At 35.3% G+C, this 17,969-nt stretch carries 9 protein-coding genes, 1 tRNA gene and 2 pseudogenes; 5 read left to right on the top strand and 7 right to left on the bottom strand.

Translation table 11 applies throughout. The features are described 5' to 3' along the window. The first annotated feature begins 182 nt into the window (after window positions 1-182). From AAGD26_RS02050 to AAGD26_RS07270, 5 genes and pseudogenes are all read left to right on the top strand, one after another. Window positions 183-6,863: a hypothetical protein gene (locus AAGD26_RS02050; protein WP_341752021.1), complete on the top strand. Its 6,681-nt coding sequence runs from the start codon at window positions 183-185 to the stop codon at window positions 6,861-6,863. Window positions 6,864-6,911: 48 nt separating this feature from the next. Beyond that, on the top strand, window positions 6,912-7,661 hold the full coding sequence (locus AAGD26_RS02045; RefSeq protein ID WP_341751142.1) for an IS3 family transposase: 750 nt from the start codon (window positions 6,912-6,914) through the stop codon (window positions 7,659-7,661). Window positions 7,662-8,159: 498 nt separating this feature from the next. Continuing rightward, window positions 8,160-9,422, top strand: a complete 1,263-nt coding sequence (gene ltrA / locus AAGD26_RS02040; RefSeq protein WP_341751141.1) for a group II intron reverse transcriptase/maturase — start codon at window positions 8,160-8,162, stop codon at window positions 9,420-9,422. Window positions 9,423-9,486: 64 nt separating this feature from the next. After that, window positions 9,487-9,954 (top strand): annotated as a pseudogene (locus AAGD26_RS02035) (IS3 family transposase); the annotation flags it as partial. Further along, window positions 9,935-10,114, top strand: a pseudogene (locus AAGD26_RS07270) (hypothetical protein); the annotation flags it as partial. The pseudogenes AAGD26_RS02035 and AAGD26_RS07270, both read left to right, overlap by 20 nt. Before the next feature lie 753 nt (window positions 10,115-10,867). Here AAGD26_RS07270 and AAGD26_RS02030 read toward each other — a convergent pair. From AAGD26_RS02030 to AAGD26_RS07265, 7 genes are all read right to left on the bottom strand, one after another. After that, window positions 10,868-10,944 (bottom strand) — tRNA-Ile (locus tag AAGD26_RS02030). Between the two features lie 318 nt (window positions 10,945-11,262). Next, entirely contained in the window at window positions 11,263-11,532 is a 270-nt protein-coding gene (locus AAGD26_RS02025) for a hypothetical protein (RefSeq protein WP_341752020.1), read from the bottom strand. A 10-nt stretch (window positions 11,533-11,542) separates the two neighbouring features. Then, window positions 11,543-12,610: a peptide chain release factor 1 gene (gene prfA / locus AAGD26_RS02020; protein WP_341752019.1), complete on the bottom strand. Its 1,068-nt coding sequence runs from the start codon at window positions 12,608-12,610 to the stop codon at window positions 11,543-11,545. 57 nt (window positions 12,611-12,667) lie between these two features. After that, complete coding sequence (locus AAGD26_RS02015; RefSeq protein WP_341752018.1) at window positions 12,668-13,915, bottom strand: pyruvate dehydrogenase complex dihydrolipoamide acetyltransferase; 1,248 nt, start codon at window positions 13,913-13,915, stop codon at window positions 12,668-12,670. A gap of 8 nt (window positions 13,916-13,923) precedes the next feature. Beyond that, window positions 13,924-14,379 (bottom strand): translation initiation factor IF-3, encoded by a 456-nt coding sequence (infC, locus tag AAGD26_RS02010; protein ID WP_341752017.1) that lies wholly within the window; start codon window positions 14,377-14,379, stop codon window positions 13,924-13,926. 217 nt (window positions 14,380-14,596) lie between these two features. Further along, window positions 14,597-16,510, bottom strand: a complete 1,914-nt coding sequence (gene thrS, locus AAGD26_RS02005) for a threonine--tRNA ligase (RefSeq protein ID WP_341752016.1) — start codon at window positions 16,508-16,510, stop codon at window positions 14,597-14,599. A 323-nt stretch (window positions 16,511-16,833) separates the two neighbouring features. Continuing rightward, window positions 16,834-17,379, bottom strand: coding sequence for an AAA domain-containing protein (locus tag AAGD26_RS07265; RefSeq protein ID WP_410520630.1), 546 nt, complete (start codon window positions 17,377-17,379; stop codon window positions 16,834-16,836). Window positions 17,380-17,969: the final 590 nt, after the last annotated feature.

Raw genomic sequence — 17,969 nt, 5'->3', positions numbered from 1 at the left:
AAAATACATCTAATAGGTGATAATGCAGATTGATTGCTGTCATAATTTTATAACCCAGGGTAAGTGTGTCTTCAGTAGTACCACAGGTGATCTAAAGGATTTTTAAAACCTTTAGATTATCTTATCATCTACATAAAGGCTTACATTTCAAACATTTAACTTCAGAAATATTAATTTTAACTATGCCAAATAGTTTACAAGGCACAGCAGTAACAAACCATGAAGGAGAAAGTGCAGAAGTAATAGGAATATTACCTTTAAATATTACTGAATCAACTATACTTGTTACTGATTGTAATAACGCAGCAATTGATAATGGGGTAATAGAGAATCCTTATGCTGGTTTATCCATAGAAGAAAGAGAATTATTAGATCCAGTTAAAAGGCAATTAGCCAGCAGCAATATATTAGAGTCTGTCAAAAATGGAAGTAAATTATCCTTACCAGTTATTAATATTTTTAGTCACCTGTTCGAAGATACAAATATTGAAGCAACTACCCGTGTTAATTCAGCTAGAGTTCTGTCTATTGCCAGTCAAGATCACTCATCATTAATGGCAAAATTAGATTATCATCTAGACGATGAAAATATAACGATTCAAAAAATAATAATGAATAGGTTTATATTGTCTGGCTATCCTTTTCAAAATATTCAGGCGATAGAAAAAGCATTATATATCCCAGCATTGAAGGATTCTGCATTACATGTATTAAATAGATCGGCTGATTGTAAAAACATAATGCACTTACAAAATTCAACAATCTCTCATTTGAATCAATTATTAGATGATACTGGGGAACGTGGAAATTTAAGTATGAGAATTCTGGCGAATAGACCACAGGATTTGATTACTAATTTTGAAGGTTTACATCAAATATTATTGACCGGAGACAATGAAACAAAATGCTGGATTTATAAAATCTTAGAAAATGTTGCGAATGCTGGCAAACCGATAGCAAGTAAAATATTAGATGAGTTCAGTAAGGTAAGTGGCAACCATTATGCTGCTTTGAAAGATCGTGAAGCTGGTTTAAGAATTTTAGAGCGACAAATAGCTAACAATATATCAGAGCTTGGTTGGTTTGATTATTCAAGTAATAATCTTCAGGATGAAAATCAATCTATCGCCGGCAAAAGCTTGAAGATATTAAAGATTAGTTTAGGGAGAGGGATTAAATTACAAAATAATATATTAGACAGTTTAGTAAGTTCATCGCCTATATTCTTACAAAATAGACAAACTAAAGATGATATTAATTATTGTTTAAACTTTATTGATAGATTAAAGCAACAACAATCTAATAGTGAATTAACAGAATATGATACCTCTACTGAAGGTGTCAACCAACAACCTGATAATCTGAGTACTGAGAATTTAAGTCAAGAGAAAGATTTAGAAAGCTTTTTAGGCGAGATAGAAACTCTTAATAAAAATAATCCGACAATAGCAGATTCTCTACTGACTAATAAACTATTAGAGACTAAATTTCTTGAAATTTTATCTGCCTATGATCATGATTCTAATTTAACTCCATTAGGTAAGAAGATCAGCCAATGGCAAAGAGATGATATTACTAATTGGTCTAATAATTTACTGCAAAACCACAGTAAAGCAGTAGATGATAATTTTTTGCCTGAGATGATGGCAGTGATTAAAAGAGCCAATCTGATAGACACCAATAACGATCCACGTCTTGCCCAAATTTTATCTGTTTTAATGTTGCTATTACATCAACCAGATAAAGGGTGCTTAATTCAAGTAGCTACTGGTGAAGGTAAATCAACTACTAGTGCCATGTTAGCCGTAGTTTTAGCTTTAAGAGGAGAGGAAGTTGATATTATCACTAGTTCGCAAGTTCTAGCTCAAAGAGATGCCTTAGAGAGAAAAGAATTTTTTGCCATGTTTAATTTAAAAGTTGATCATAATACTGGTGAAGAGAAAGGTAAACTTCCTCGGTATTGTTACTCAGCTAATGTAGTTTATGGAGATGTTGCTAATTTTCAAGCTGACTTATTAAGAGATGAGTATAAAGCTTACCAGACTAGAGGAGGTAGACCTTTTAACAGTGTGATCATCGATGAAGTAGATTCAATGCTGATTGACGATAATAGCAAGCTAGTGAGGTTAGCTGGTCATATAGCTGGTATGGAATATTTAGAGACTTTACTAGCTGCCATCTGGTCAGAGTTAGGACGACTAGATAATCATTTAATATATTCGGCAGAACAACAATCACATTACTTTATTCAAGGAGCTTTTAAATATGAGAATGGCGAGCTAACATTATTTAATAACGAGGATGGTGAAGAGTCGGTAGCATATCCAATTAATGATGCTAGTTTATTTTGCACAGAACATATTGAGTATTATATTCGTCAAATAATCGAACAAAAATCAGTTTTCATTCCTGAATATTTACAAGAGTTTGCTATAAGCCAAATAGAGAACTGGGCAAAGGCAGCGATTAATGCTAAGAATATGACGGAGAACAAAGATTATGTTATTAAAGACAAATCTGGTTATTCAGTTATAGCACCAGTAGATTACTACAATACTGGCATTGTACAGGATAAAACAAGTTGGCAAAATGGTCTACAGCAATTCTTGCAGTTAAAACATGTTTTAAGATTGACGGCTGAAAACTTCACTACCTGTTTTATCTCAAATATGGAGTATTTTCTGCGTTATGGTTGTAAAATCTATGGTATGACTGGTACATTAGGTTCACACGATGCCCAAGATTTGCTCAGCTCAATCTATCCAGTTGATTTAGCTGTTGTACCAACTTATAAGCCAAAACAATTTGTTGAACTAACTGGAATATTAGCACATAACTCAGAAGAATGGTTAGCCAAAATCGGTAATTCTATTATTGAAGAAACTAGCAAAAGTAGAGCTGTATTGGTCATTTGCCAAACAATTAGCGATGTATACAAAGTCAAAGAGAATTTGCTGAAATTTGGTTATCCAAGCAATAAAATTAAACTTTACTCAAGAAATGATAATGATGAATATTTAGCCGTTGGAACTAGTATTGAGGCTGGACAAGTTATTATCGCGACTAATTTAGCTGGTAGAGGTACTGATGTTAGAACTACTAAAGAAGTTGAAGCTGCTGGAGGGTTACATGTTTGCCTGACATTCTTACCAGATAACTTGCGGGTAGAAGAGCAAGCTTTTGGTAGAACATCGAGGCAAGGTAACCATGGCAGTGGTCAACTAATCATTGATCAATCAGAACTTGAGACAAAATTTGGCTCAGAAGCTAATTGTATTGATAATATCACAGACCTAAAGAATTTACGTGATGTCATTGAACATAATAAATTAGAGAAAGTCAAGACTAGCGGAGCAGATAAGATTCGAAGGAATGATAGACTATTTAGCGATTTTTGTAAATTCACTAATGAGTTGCGGAATAGCAATGATAATGAATTTAAATTAGCTCAATTAGAAGAATTATGGGGGATTAAGCTACAGCAAATTAGTGAGCAATGTAGAAAATTAGAGAAGACTGGTTGTAACAGTGCTATAGAGGAATATGCCTTTAGGGAACTAAACAACTTCAAAGCCGAGATGAGGGTACAATATTCTAATGGCCATAGTATCATGCGGAATCCAGCCTATTTGGTTAGGGAAGGCGTTAACAAACTTGGTGAGGGTAATCGCTATCAACAATCGAACGATTTATTTGATATGGCGATTAATCTGGATGCATCCTATAGTTTTGCTGGTTATTACAACAGAGCTTATGCCAAAATCAGTCAAGGTTATACTTTATCGATGCAAAGTGGTAAATTTGATACTAGCTGGCAGGCAAGTGCTTATTCTGATTTAATGGTGGCTAAAGCTCAAATTGAATCAGTTATTATTCCAGGATTAGTATCTATCCAAGTAATCTCAAATCATAAGCCAGATAGCGAATTATCTAAGCAAATACGAACCAAAATCAATCTGCTAAAAGAGCAGATTAACTATATTGAATCAGCTGCCAAGACCATTGAAAATTGTAAGAATGGTTGTGTTACCCAAGTTTCCAATCGAATATTATTGCCAGACTTATTTACTAGCGACGTACCAGATGATGAGATTCTTGAACTCAACATGTTTGGTATTCTGCAATTATTTGAGTTGGATACAGTTGAACCAGAATCATCGATATTTGATGGCTTGTTAGTTGCGGCACTTGGTGTGGCTCAAATTTTTGTTGGAGCATTATGTGTCGTTGCTGGTAACTATAAATGGGGCGTAGCTTTTATTACCGAAGGGCTGCAGGATTTATATAAATCAATAAACGCTATTCAATCGGGACATTTTAACTGGAGTAATTATTGGACTGAAAAAGGCATTACTTTAGCAGTAACCTTAGCGATGATGGGATGTGAGAATCTAGCTGGTAAACTTGGTGCAACTAAAACGCTGACTAAAGAAGGAATAAAAATAGGGGTCAAAGAAGAAGTAAAAAAACTAACAACTCAGGAACTAGTCAAGAAAGCTATAAAAGAATCTGCCATAAAGACTGTAGTGAATATTGGTCTTGATTACGCCGCAACAGGTCTCTCTAAAGCAGCAGTTAACGAATTTAAAGATGAAATACGTGATATTGTTAACAACAAAATCAGCAATTGCCTATTATCTGAGTACATGGTACGCAGCATAAGTCACATCATGATGGTCGATGATTTCAATCATAATGCTAAGGGGCAAAATGCCATTAATCAAGGAGTAGCAGATATATTGACCAGTAAACGCAATATTATTGGTGAGATTGCCAGCAAGCTATTAACTAGTTTAAGTCATAGTAATTATACTACAGTCAAAGTAGTGGCTTACGCAGCTAGAACAACTAATACGGCATATGATGTGTCAAAGCTACAAGATTTTGCCGATAGTTTTTGCCAGAGTTTAGAAGAGAAAATACGCTATATTGAGAGTAATCTGCCTAGCCTAGTTGAGCTACTATATAGTTCCTCAAACCCTCTAATCTCTATGGATGATGCTGCTGATATAGTAAAAACATTAGAACGAATTGGGGCAATCAACAATAATCAGTTTTGCTCAAATGCGGTAGAAATTATTAAGCAAAACCAACTTGGAGTAGGTGAAAAATATCGAGCTAAAATCAGCTCATTTGCCAGTAGAATGATTGCAAGTAGTGCGAAAGATTACAAATCAGCGATTAATCATTTAATTACTCAACAATCAGCACTGGTTAGTAAGAGTTTGATGGGTCATTACCAACATCAGCTAGCTAATCCGATAATACAGGAAGGAATGCATCAAGTATCTTTATCTGACAAAATCAGTGATACACTTCTTGGCGATTCTTATCGTTTGAATGATGCTATAAGAGACATACAAAGCCGAAATGGTCATAAAGTGATAAATCTAGCTGGTTCAAAAAGAGTAGCAATAGCAGCTGGTGATGATGATGGCACTATAATGATGCATGGTAAAAATAAGAACAGCAATAGAGAGCATGCTTTAAAACTTGATCCGCACAACACTAATGTTCAGCCTGGACTAACCATCGGGCAGCCGCAGAAACTAGATAAACGTCTTTTCGGCACAGGTGAGGAGTCAGCACAAGGAACATCTAGACAATTAGGTACGGTAGATTCCATTCTTCGCAGGAAGGATGACATTGAGTCGTTAGATTATGACAGATATTCTTTGTTAACTACCTCTATCATTCAGCCACCAAAAGTACCAATGTCTCTAGATACTCTCAATTACCTAAACAATGTACTGCAAATAAATCCGCCACAAAAAAATATGTTAAGCATTAACCCAAAATCACCAAGTGGCTCGGCATCAGGTGGGCAACCTATCTATAGCTTTAACACAGTTGGTAGTGGTGAGATAGTTCTACCACCAGAATTATTAGGAAAACCCGTACCATCCATTACTGTCCCCAAAGATGTAATACCTAGCAACAAGGCAACTGCTGACCCAAGCGAGTTTAAATGGACTGAAGAAGGCGTGGCACACTTGCTTGCCGCTAGTAAAAGCAAGGATAATACATTAATGCAGCAAGCTTATGCTATCGGTGGGGATATGGGGTCTATACCTAGACTTGTTGCACCAATGGAGGGACGTAAAACCACTGCAGATACTGATCGAAATATTTCTGAGTATTTTGATAATCCAAATAATAAATATGCTAACAACCAAATAATTAAAGGTATAGCACAAGCTGGAGAGGCAATAGAATTGGCAGGCAGTAATCTTGCTTATGGGATATCATGTGTGGAAGGTGGGCTGGAAACATTGCTAGCTGTAGGTACGGTTGTTGGTGGTGTAGTTGATGGGGTCAAGGATGTAGCTAAGGGTGTTGCAAAATCTGTATTGTCTAACGATGCATATGAAAATGCAGCAAAGAACTACAATAAATTGCCACGCGGAGCAAAAATAGCAACAGAATTTGTTGGAGATTGTGGTATTTTAGGTGGAGTAGGTAAGGTTGCAAAGCTCGCGGGTGGTGAAGTTATTAATGCTTTTAAAGGGGCAGCTGCCGAAGGTAGCATTTTAAGGAGTGTGGCTGGAGCTAGTGAAATATCTACTGGGCTTGGTGAGAATGTCCCAACCAAACCAATCCCACTGGAAATTAAGCCTACAGCATCGATACTATCCGAAGTTGGTGATTTGGGATTGGCTGAATTTGAGAGTAATGCTATAATACAAGAGATAGTAGGTACTAAACCTATGATTTCTGGTACCTCTCGTGAATTAGCAGCTCTTTATGCAAAACTAGCATCACAAGAACAAGGTACTGTAATAGCTGGTGTAGGACATGCTAGACCCATAAATGACATAAATAGATATAATGGACTGAAGAAAATGGACAAGAAAATAGAGTAAAAAGTTTCCTAATTAAGATAAAATAATAAGAAAAAATTAGGAGGAAAAATGACAAAAGAAAAAGCAAGAGTTTTTAGTGCTGAAGAAAAAACTAGGATAGTATTAGAAGTGCTGAAAGAAGAGAGTCCATTATCAGTGATAGCATCAAAATATGAGATAAACTCCAAGACAATTAGTAATTGGAAGAAACAATTTATATCAAATGCAGCATTGGCTTTTGAACCAGCAAAACTGGTAAGTAAATATCAGGAACAAATTAATATGCTGAAAGAACAAAATGATGAATTAGCGAAAACGCTTGGAAAAACAATAGTAGAGAGAGATTGGGCTGTGGGAAAGCTACAAAGCTTGGACTTATCAAATAGAAAAGAACTTGTCGATTTCAAGCTAGCAATGTTACCAAAGACAAGGCAATATGAATTATTAAAGATTAATCGTTCTTCAATGTACTATAAAGCAAAACCATTTAGTGGGTATAACTTAAATATTTTAAATAAAATAGATGAAATATATACTGATAATCCTGAATTTGGTTATCGTTATATCCATAGACAATTATTAGAAGATGGCTTGTTTATTGGTAAGGATCGGGTTCTAAAATATATGAATATGATTGGCATAGAGGCTATTTATCCAAAGAGGAAAAAGTTAACATTTGGAAAAGATAAACAGCATAAAATTTATAGTTATTTGCTTGATAAATATTGGACTAATCTAGGTACAACTAGGACTGTACACGTACCTAACGCTAACGAGGTTTGGAGCGGAGATATCAGTGTGCCGTGCCAAGAGGCTTGAGAGATGAAGGTAGGTCCTTCGCAGTCGATTTACAGGAATAGGCTGCAAACCACTGCATGCGGCAATTGTTTAAGGGCATTGTCGTGAGCGATGCAGAAAAGGCATCCTTGAGGTGTCAGGTATAGACTTAAGAAGACGAACAACAGTGAACCACCGTTCAAGTGTCGAAAGTGCTTCAGATGATGTCAAAACCAAGGAGGTGATGTTGCTTTGGGATAAATTTAGCGGGAACCTGTTTACTGGCTAGGTGGCATCCGGCATAGAGGTGGCGTGAGCTTAAGTCAAGGCTTTCAAGCTGAACACGGGAACCTGTGCAACGATGTTAAAGGAAAGGTACAAGCGGAAATAAAACCGTGAGGCTGATAGTACTGATGCGTATACACAGGGGCGGACAGACATGTAGTAATGATGAAGTTGCTGTAATGGCAATGGAGTGAAGGTGTCTGACCATTTTAGCTGTTCATCACAGTGTCAACTAAATTTATTTAGGAGGAGCTTATGAAGACAGTAAAGCCTTTTGAAATTTCTAAGCAATATGTATGGCAAGCATACCAATGTGTTAAGAATAATAAAGGTGCAGCAGGAGTTGAACAACAAACTATGGAAGAATTTGAGCGAAACCTAAAAGATAATTTGTATAAGATATGGAATCGTATGTCCTCAGGCAGCTATTTTCCTCCTGCAGTAAAAGCTGTGCCTATTCCAAAGAAATCAGGTGGAGAACGAATCCTTGGGATTCCAACTATTTCGGATAGAATAGCACAAACTGTAGTGAAGATGGTACTTGAGCCATTAGTTGAGTCCATATTTGACGAAGATTCATATGGTTATCGCCCAAAGAAATCTGCACATGATGCCATAGCAGTTACAAGAGCAAGATGCTGGAAATATGACTTTGTTGTTGAATTTGATATCAAAGGTTTGTTTGATAATATCGATCACAAACTATTAATGAAAGCATTGGAGAAACATTGTAAGTGCAAATGGGTACTACTTTACGTACAAAGGTGGCTTAAAGCACCATTGCAAGATAAAGATGGAAATATTATTATGCGCGATAAGGGAACACCTCAAGGAGGAGTGATAAGTCCAATATTAGCAAATTTATTTTTACATTATGTATTTGATGCATGGGTAAGAAGAGAAATGCCAAGTGTAGCATTTTGTCGTTATGCTGATGATGGTTTACTCCATTGTCAGAGTCAAGAACAGGCAGAATATGTGTTACAAGTTATTAGACAACGATTCCAGGAATGTGGCCTTACGATACATCCTGATAAGTCGGGTATTATATATTGTAAGGACAATAATCGTCGTGATGAATATGAACGAATCAGCTTTGACTTTCTCGGATATAGTTTTAGACCAAGAAGATGTGTAAACAAACAAGGCATGGTTCATCCAAATTTCTTACCTGCGATAAGTAATAACTCTAAGAAAGCAATCATACAAACCATAAGGAGTTGGCACATTCAGCTTAAGAATGACAAGTCCTTATCTGAACTTTCGGAAATGTTTAAAGCTGAGTTAAGAGGTTGGTATAACTATTATGGGCAGTTTTATCCATCGGCAATGCACAACATATGGAAGCACCTGAATTGGTATTTGGAGCGGTGGGTTAGAAGAAAATATAAGAAACTTGCATGGCATAAAAGACGTGCAAGAGAATATCTAAATAGATTAGCAAATCTTAATCCTGAAGCTTTTATACATTGGAAATTAGGAATATATCCAAAGGCTAAAATGGTGGGAGCGGTGTGAGCTGAGAGGTTCACGCACCGTTCTGAGAGGGGCTGAAGCTGCAATGCTTCAGTCTACTCACCCTTATGTTCGAACTAATTCGGGATTTATGTACATGGCGGCAATTATAGATTGGCATAGTAGAGCTGTGTTGAGTTATAAATTGTCAAATAGTATGGATGTAAGTTTGGTAACTGAAGTATTGCGGGATGCACTTAACAAATATCCTGCACCGCAGATATTTAATAGTGATCAGGGCAGTCAATATACTAGTCATGAACACATTGAAATTTTACAAGAGCATAACATTAAAGTTTCGATGAATGGTAAAGGAAGAAGTATTGATAATATAATAATGGAGAGATTTTTCCGAACTTTAAAATATAATTGTATATTTATTAATGATTTTAAAGATGTTAAAGAGCTAGAGCGTGGTATTGATGATTACATCAATCACTATAATTATAGAAGATTTCATTCAAGTATTGGTTACAAAAAGCCCATGAATGTCTATCTAAATTCTATGCAAAATTATGAACAAATTGCAGCTTGAAAAATGCAAAAATGGGAAACAAAATTATTATTTTTTTTGTCTTGATTTTTCAGTCCAGTATCGTCATCAAGGTTATTTGTGTCATTCTCATCTTCATTCTATTATTACCAATCCATTTTATTACGGAGTAATGCGAGTACTAAAAACTAAAAAAGAATACCCGCATATTTATCCACCAATCATTAGTAAGGAGTTATTTGATGCTTGTCAAGCAATACGCCTTGGTTGGAATAAAAAACCGTTTAAATATGGAGGAAAAGAGTATATATTTAGGGGGTTAATAAAATGTGCTGCTACTGACCGAATAGTCACTGCTGCTACTAAAAAGAAAACCTACATTAATTGTCAGATTGGAGAATGGACATATTTACGAACTTGGGATTCCACTAATTCTAATAAGATAATATACGTAAAAGAAGAAAAAGTATTAGAAGAAGTAGAAAAAGTCTTTGAATCTATGCATTTGAAACCACAGGTGTTAGCTAATGTGATATCACATATTAAAAGCGGTGTCAATGCGGAGCAAGAATATTATCAACAACGTATTAAGGAACTTAATTGTGAACATGCAAAGATTACGACACGTGTGGATAAATTGACTGATTTATTTTTAGATGGTGATATTGACAAAAATACTTATGAAGCAAAACATAAACAATTAATACAAAAACGTAAAGATATTATTAGAGAAATAGAGAATCATACAAATGCTGATGATAAATTTTCAGAACTCTTGATTAACCTAGTAGAACTGGCTTCTGGAGGGTTCGTAGCCTTCAAAGGTGCTACTATTGAGAGAAAACGTAAATTGATAAATTTAGTGTTTGGTAACCTAGAATTAAAAGACGGAAAGCTAGACTTTATGCTACGTTCACCATTTGATACATTCGTGAAATGCACTAAAATCGAAGAATGGTGGGCCCGGCAGGACTTGAACCTGCGACAACACCGTTATGAGCGGTGGGTTCTAACCAACTGAACTACAGGCCCTTTTATAATGGTCGTTAAGGTTTATATAATTATTAGCTTTCTAAGTCTAGTAAAAATTTTATAACACTTGAAAAAGTTTTAATTAATTTAGGACTTTTTGGTCCAATTTTTCTGATTATTTATTTTGTTTGCATAGCTATAACAATATATTGCTTTAAAAAACATGATCCCCAGCACCCAACTTGATATTATTAATTCCATTATTTTATATTTTGGGGCTAGTTCTAGATTTACAGCTCTCATATATCCAAAAAAATATTTTATTGAAAAAATGATAAGTATCAATATAAGAGGTTGCCATGAACCTGGAATAATTATTTAATTATTATTAACCTGTATAAGAGGTTTGTCACAAAATCGCCAATTAATAATAATTGAGATAATTAGCAATATACAAAATAATATTAAGTCTTGTACATTATTAGAAAATCCTTTTATATAAAGTAACAAGAAAATAACAGGAGCAATAAATAATCTTGATGGCAATATAACTGTTTGCTTAGTTGCTCTAATCCCTCTAAAAATTAAGTAACCAAATAATAAGTATACCCAAAATGGTGTAGCCTTTAAAAAATATAAGATTTGCATTGTATATAACCTAAACTTCTGAAAGTTTTCTTGCTTCATCAGCCGATATCAAAGCTTCAATAAAGTCATCTAATTGCCCGTTTTTTACAATATCTTCTATTTTATAAAGAGTTAAGTTAATTCTATGGTCAGAAACTCGACCTTGTGGAAAGTTATAGGTGCGAATTCTTTCTGACCTATCACCAGAACCAACTTGACCTTTACGCACTTCGGCTCTTTCCATATCTTTTTTATATCGCTCTGCTTCATAAACTCTAGAACGAAGAATTTTCATAGCCTTAGCTTTATTTTTATGCTGTGATTTTTCATCTTGTAAGGCAACAACAATACCAGTTGGTAAATGGGTAATCCTTACGGCTGATTCGGTGGTATTGACATGTTGTCCGCCAGCACCCGATGCCCGATATGTATCAATTCGTAAATCTTTGTCATCGATCTTAATGTCTACATCTTCTGCTTCAGGTAAGACAGCAACGGTAGCCGCAGAAGTATGTATTCTCCCACTTGACTCAGTCTCAGGAACTCTTTGTACTCGGTGTACACCTGATTCGAATTTAAGTTTGGAAAACACATCTCGTCCTTGAATTAGTGCTGACGCTTCTTTATACCCACCAATACCAGTATCTGAGATTGATAATATTTCAAAACGCCAGCTTTTTAATTCGGCGTATCTGTGATACATATTAAATAAAGTTGCAGCAAATAACGCTGCTTCTTCTCCACCACTACCAGCTCTTACCTCAATAATAGCATTTTTTTTATCAGCTTCATCTTTTGGCAACAAAGAGAGTTTTACTGCCCTTTCTAATTTAGGCATCAGTATCTCTAAACGATGCACCTCATCATATATCATCGTCTGTGTATCATTGTCCAAATTTGCTTCTTGAGCCATCTCTTTGATGTCATGCAATTCAGATACAGATTTATTATATTCATTAATTGTTTGAACAATAGGCTCTAGCTCGGCATATTCCTTCGATGCTTTTATAAACTCATCTCCGACTATACCAGTGGCCAACTTTTTCGATAATTCTTCATGTTTATTCAAGATTTTTGCTAGATTATCGGAAAAACTCATAATTTATTCTATGATTTAAGTTTTAAGTTATGGTGAGGGTAGGCTGTCAATCAAACGTTATATGAGCATTAACACAGGACTCTCCATAAATTTTTTAAATGAAGCTAAAAATTTAGCTCCAACAGCACCGTCAACGACTCTATGATCAGAAGAAAGAGTAACATCCATGATAGTAGCGACTTTTATCTGATTATTTTCAACTATTGCACGTTTTGAGCTTGCTCCTATTGCTAGGATACAGCTTTGTGGCGGATTTATTATAGCACTGAAGTTCTTAATACCGTACATACCTAAGTTAGAGACAGAAAAACTTCCACCCTGAAATTCTTCAGGAGTTAGTTTATTATCTCGAGCCTTTTTTATAAGAGTTTGTAATTCTTGCGATAATGTAATTATATCTTTTTGTTCGGCATTTCTGACTATAGGCGTTATAAGACCATTATCAATTGCCACAGCAACCGATACATCAACATTATTATAATACCGAATAGCAGACTCATCCCAGCTAACATTTGCTTCCGGTACAGCTTTTAAAGCTTTTGCCACTGCTAAAATAACAAAATCATTAACTGTAATTTTAATTTTCCTCTCTTCTACAAGTGATTTATTTATATCTTCTCTAATGTCCAATAACTTATCCATGTTACATTCTATTGAGAGATAGAAATGTGGGATGGTTTGTTTGGATTCAAGCAAACGTTTAGCGATGATTTTACGGATATTATTATTGGGGACTGATCTGTACTCCTCGTGATTTCTGTTCACCGCCCTAATCTTACCACTATTTGTTGGTTGCACTAAGTATGATAACACATCTTTTTTTATTATTCTGCCATGAGGTCCACTACCTTGAATATTTGACAGATCGATATTATCAATAGCAGCTAGTCTTTTAGCCAAAGGCGAAGCATATATCCTGCCTAAAGCTTTCACATTCATTGTTTGTGGTTGCTGATCGTACTTAACCGGCTTAGTTTCTTCTATAGATATTACTGCTCCTGTAGATGGTTTAGCAGAATTATCACTACTTGCTATAAAACTATCCAATAAGTTTGCATCTTCACCATCTTCAAGTAATACAGCGATAAGCGAACCCACCGGCACATTGTCTGTACCTTGCGGCACAATTATTTTAGCAAAAATTCCCTCTTCTACAGCTTCCACTTCCATAGTAGCTTTATCTGTTTCTATTTCTGCTACAACATCTCCTGGAACAACTTTATCCCCTTCTTTTTTAAGCCATTTTGCAATATTTCCTTCAGTCATAGTTGGAGATAAAGCAGGCATTAGAATTTTAATTGGCATAAATAGTTCTAATTAGTTGGTATTTTACTTGGATCAGGGCTGACTAACATAATTATCTGTTTACCTTCCATTTTAGGAGCGGAATCAATCTTAGCTAAGCCCTCTAGTTCTAACGATATGCGGTCAAATAACTTCATACCAATATCGTTATGGATAATCTCTCTGCCTTTAAACCATAGAGAAATTTTTACTTTGTCACCTTCCTTCAAAAAATCTTTGATCTTGCGAAGTTTCACATTAAAATCACCTTGACTAATGTTTGGCTTAAACTTCATTTCTTTAAGGACAACAACCCTTTGTTTTTTCCTACTGTCTTGGACACGCTTTTTACTCTCATATTTAAATTTACCAAAATCCAAAATCTTACAAACAGGTGGTTCGGCATTTGGTGAAATTTCTACCAAATCTAAACCAGCTTTTTCAGCTTGTTCTAGAGCATTCTTGATGCTAACGATGCCAAGCATCTCACCATTCTCATCGACTAAACGAACTTGACTAGCCCTAATTTCCCTATTAGCCTTCGGAAAATTACTATTCTTAATTCCAGAAATGATATTTTCTCCATAAAAATTGTTATTAGTTATTGTTGTGTTTTTGTGTACTTTTTACACGTACGACACAGTTGCTTCCATTATACCCCTGGGATAAGAATTGACAAATTCTTATCCCAAATTCGCGTATTTATGTTAAATAGCGAATATTCTGATCTTTTACAAGCTTTACTAGATTTTGTAGAGAAATAATTTCCTGCTGATCTGATCCTAGTTGTCTTATAGTCACAGTATTATTTAGCATTTCTTGTTTACCAACAACGGCTATTATAGGTACTTTATTATTAGAAAAATAGCGTATTTTATAATTAATCTTTTCAGGCGAAATATCGACATCTGACCGTATTCTTTCACTAATCAACAATTTGTGTACTTCCAATGCATAGTCATTTAAGTCACTTGTAATGGTGGCAATAGCTACTTGTACAGGGGCTAACCATAAAGGAAAACGTCCAGCATATTCTTCAATTAATATGCCAATGAACCGTTCAAAAGAACCAAGCACAGCTCTATGCAACATTACGGGTATTTTTTTCTCACCGTTCGCTGCAATATAGTAAGCATCAAGACGTTCTGGTAAGACAAAATCAACTTGTAGAGTACCACATTGCCATTCTCTACCTATTGAGTCTTTAAGGCAAAAATCTAGTTTTGGTCCATAAAATGCACCATCACCGGGATTTAATATGTAAGAATAACCGGCTTCTTTTACTGCTTCTTTCAGAGCATTTTCTGCTTTATCCCAAACTTCATCGCTGCCAGCCCGTACTTTAGGACGATCTGAGAATTTAATTTTAATATCAGAAAAACCAAAATCTTTATAAATCTCGGTTAAGAGACCACAAAATTTTACTGTCTCACTGTTAATTTGTTCCTCAGTACAAAAAATATGTGCATCATCTTGTCGAAAAGCCTTTACTCTCATCAGACCATGCAATGCACCAGATGCTTCATTTCTATGACATAAACCAAATTCAGACATACGTAGTGGTAAGTCTCGATAACTTTTGATACCCTGCTTAAAAATCTGCACATGACATGGGCAATTCATTGGTTTCATGGCTAATGTTTTATCATCAGCAAGATTTAGAGCAAACATGTCCTCCCTAAATTTTTCCCAGTGACCAGAAGCTTCCCACAGGCTTTTATCAACAAGCACAGGAGTTTTCACCTCGATATATCCAGTTTTTCTGATTTTATTTCTGATATATTGCTCGATAATGCGATATATACTCCAACCTTTATCATGCCAAAATACCATACCTTGAGCTTCTTCCTGAAAGTGAAACAATCCAAGCTCTCGACCTAATTTTCTATGATCACGCTTTTCTGCCTCTTCAATCATATAAAGGTAGTTGTCTAACTGTTCTTTTGTTGCCCAAGCTGTCCCATAGATTCTTTGTAACATAGGATTTTTACTATCACCACGCCAATACGCTCCAGCCACTTTCATTAGTTTAAAATGTTTGATGAAGCCAGTTGACGGGCTATGCGGACCACGGCAAAGATCAACAAAGTTACCTTGGCGGTATAATGTAATCTCCTCACTTGCTGGAATCTCTGAAATTATCTCGGCTTTATAATGCTCACCTATTGACTTAAAGAATTCTATGGCTTGATCGCGATTCCATACTTCTCTAGTGATATTTTCGTTTCTCTTGACGATTTCATGCATTTTTGCTTCTATCATCACTAAATCTTCCGGGGTAAACGGTTTATCTTTAGCAAAATCATAAAAAAAGCCATTTTCGATAGCTGGACCTATGGTCACTTGGACATTTGGAAATAATTCTTTAACTGCTTCTGCCGTTATATGAGCAGCATCATGGCGTATTACCTCTAAACATTCAGAATCTTTATAGGTTAGAATCCTCAAATTACAATCAGATTCTATAGGTAAACTTAAGTCCTTTAGCTCGTTATTTACTTCAACAACCAAAGCATTCTTTGCTAGAGAAGTAGAAATTTGACTAGCTATCTCCAATCCCGTAATATTTTTTTCAAATTGTTTTTGCGTTCTATCTGGAAAAGTAATAGTAATCATTTTATTTTATCTAATATTGTATCTAATTTTTAGTACCTTGCATATTAGCTTGTTAATAGTTTATATTCAACTTAATTTTTAGGTTGTGAAGGTTTCTATATTAATGATCGATTTCGTCTTGCCTATTTTTTTGTTTAAAGAATTGATAGTTTTTTTGTGGTCGTATTTCGGCAACTTTGGTGTAAGAGCAATAGAAAACCAATAGAAAAGTAACAGAAAAGTTTTTGTGCAGAGTCACACAGCATTTAAATCTAAAAATCTAAAATCAAACGTTAAAAACAACTATCAATTAGCAACAAGTTGAAGCTGATGGGCTGAACACATCAATCTATTCTGCAGTCTAGTTCTCTGAATACTCCTGTTTCTTTCCATAAACTCTTATTTCCTATAACATAGATAACTTCTTTAGCACGTGTAACTGCCACATTTAAGATATTAGGAGATTTACCTGCCCATATCCGAGTTTTATTTTGGTTTGGTGCTTGAGTCCCTAATACTAGAATTACTGCTTCAGCTTCTCGTCCTTGTACAGTGTGTATTGTTCCAATTCGTTCATTAAGCCAAAGATTCGTATCCGTAGTTATCCAAGAATCTAAAACATGATGATCTTTTATAATTTTGCGTAAATTACCTGCAACAAGTTTAAAAGGGCTTATAATATATAGGTTTGGGAATATTGAGGCACTCTTTAATTTATATAATAGTTCAACTACCTTTTTTCCTTCTTCTAGACACCATGTATCTAGTGCTTGACCTTGAACATCAAACCACATAGAAGGACCAAGACAGTTACGTATTGGAGAATTGTTGGGACTCTTTGCTTGTACCATTGAATTTCCGTAGGCAATTGCATTGGAAATACTAAACATAGGATCTGCACAACGCCTATGAACCAATAAAGGTACACCGACTAAACGAATTCCGTCTTCGGTATTAAATTCCGAAAAATATGAAGTTACAGTATCTGATAGGGTTTGAACTGATGCTTTTGGTGCATTAAAACGATTTGGGTCTACCAAAAATTGTTCACAGATACTTTTTGTTAAATTGTTAGGCAACGTAACCACTGGTTCTATCTGTAAAGGATCACCCGTAACTATAGCACGTTTTGTTCTCATTATAGCTCCTACAGCGGCTTGCGGTAAAGCCTGCCCAGCTTCGTCAATAAGAAGCCATCCAAGAGAATTTGTAGGGAGATCCTTTAACATTCTTCCTACAGATGCAAAAGTTGTTGATACACTAGGTACTACAAGGAAAAAAGATGACCATAAATCTGGCAAAAGTTCCACGGTTTTTTTATCCATTTCACTAGAAGAGCCACCAAAATTTCTCATCAGAACTCCAAGATTGTGACGTAAAGGTTTTGCTGCTGCATCTATAAAAGCTTTATGCAGCTTTATAGCAGAAATAAATACCTCATCGCGTAAGGATTGTGTTTGCGTGTCACACCATGGGGAAA

Origin of the sequence: Candidatus Tisiphia endosymbiont of Piscicola geometra, from assembly GCF_964026415.1 — a bacterium.
In the GTDB taxonomy this organism is placed as follows: Bacteria; Pseudomonadota; Alphaproteobacteria; order Rickettsiales; family Rickettsiaceae; genus Tisiphia.
This window is presented reverse-complemented; position numbering and strand designations above follow the sequence as displayed.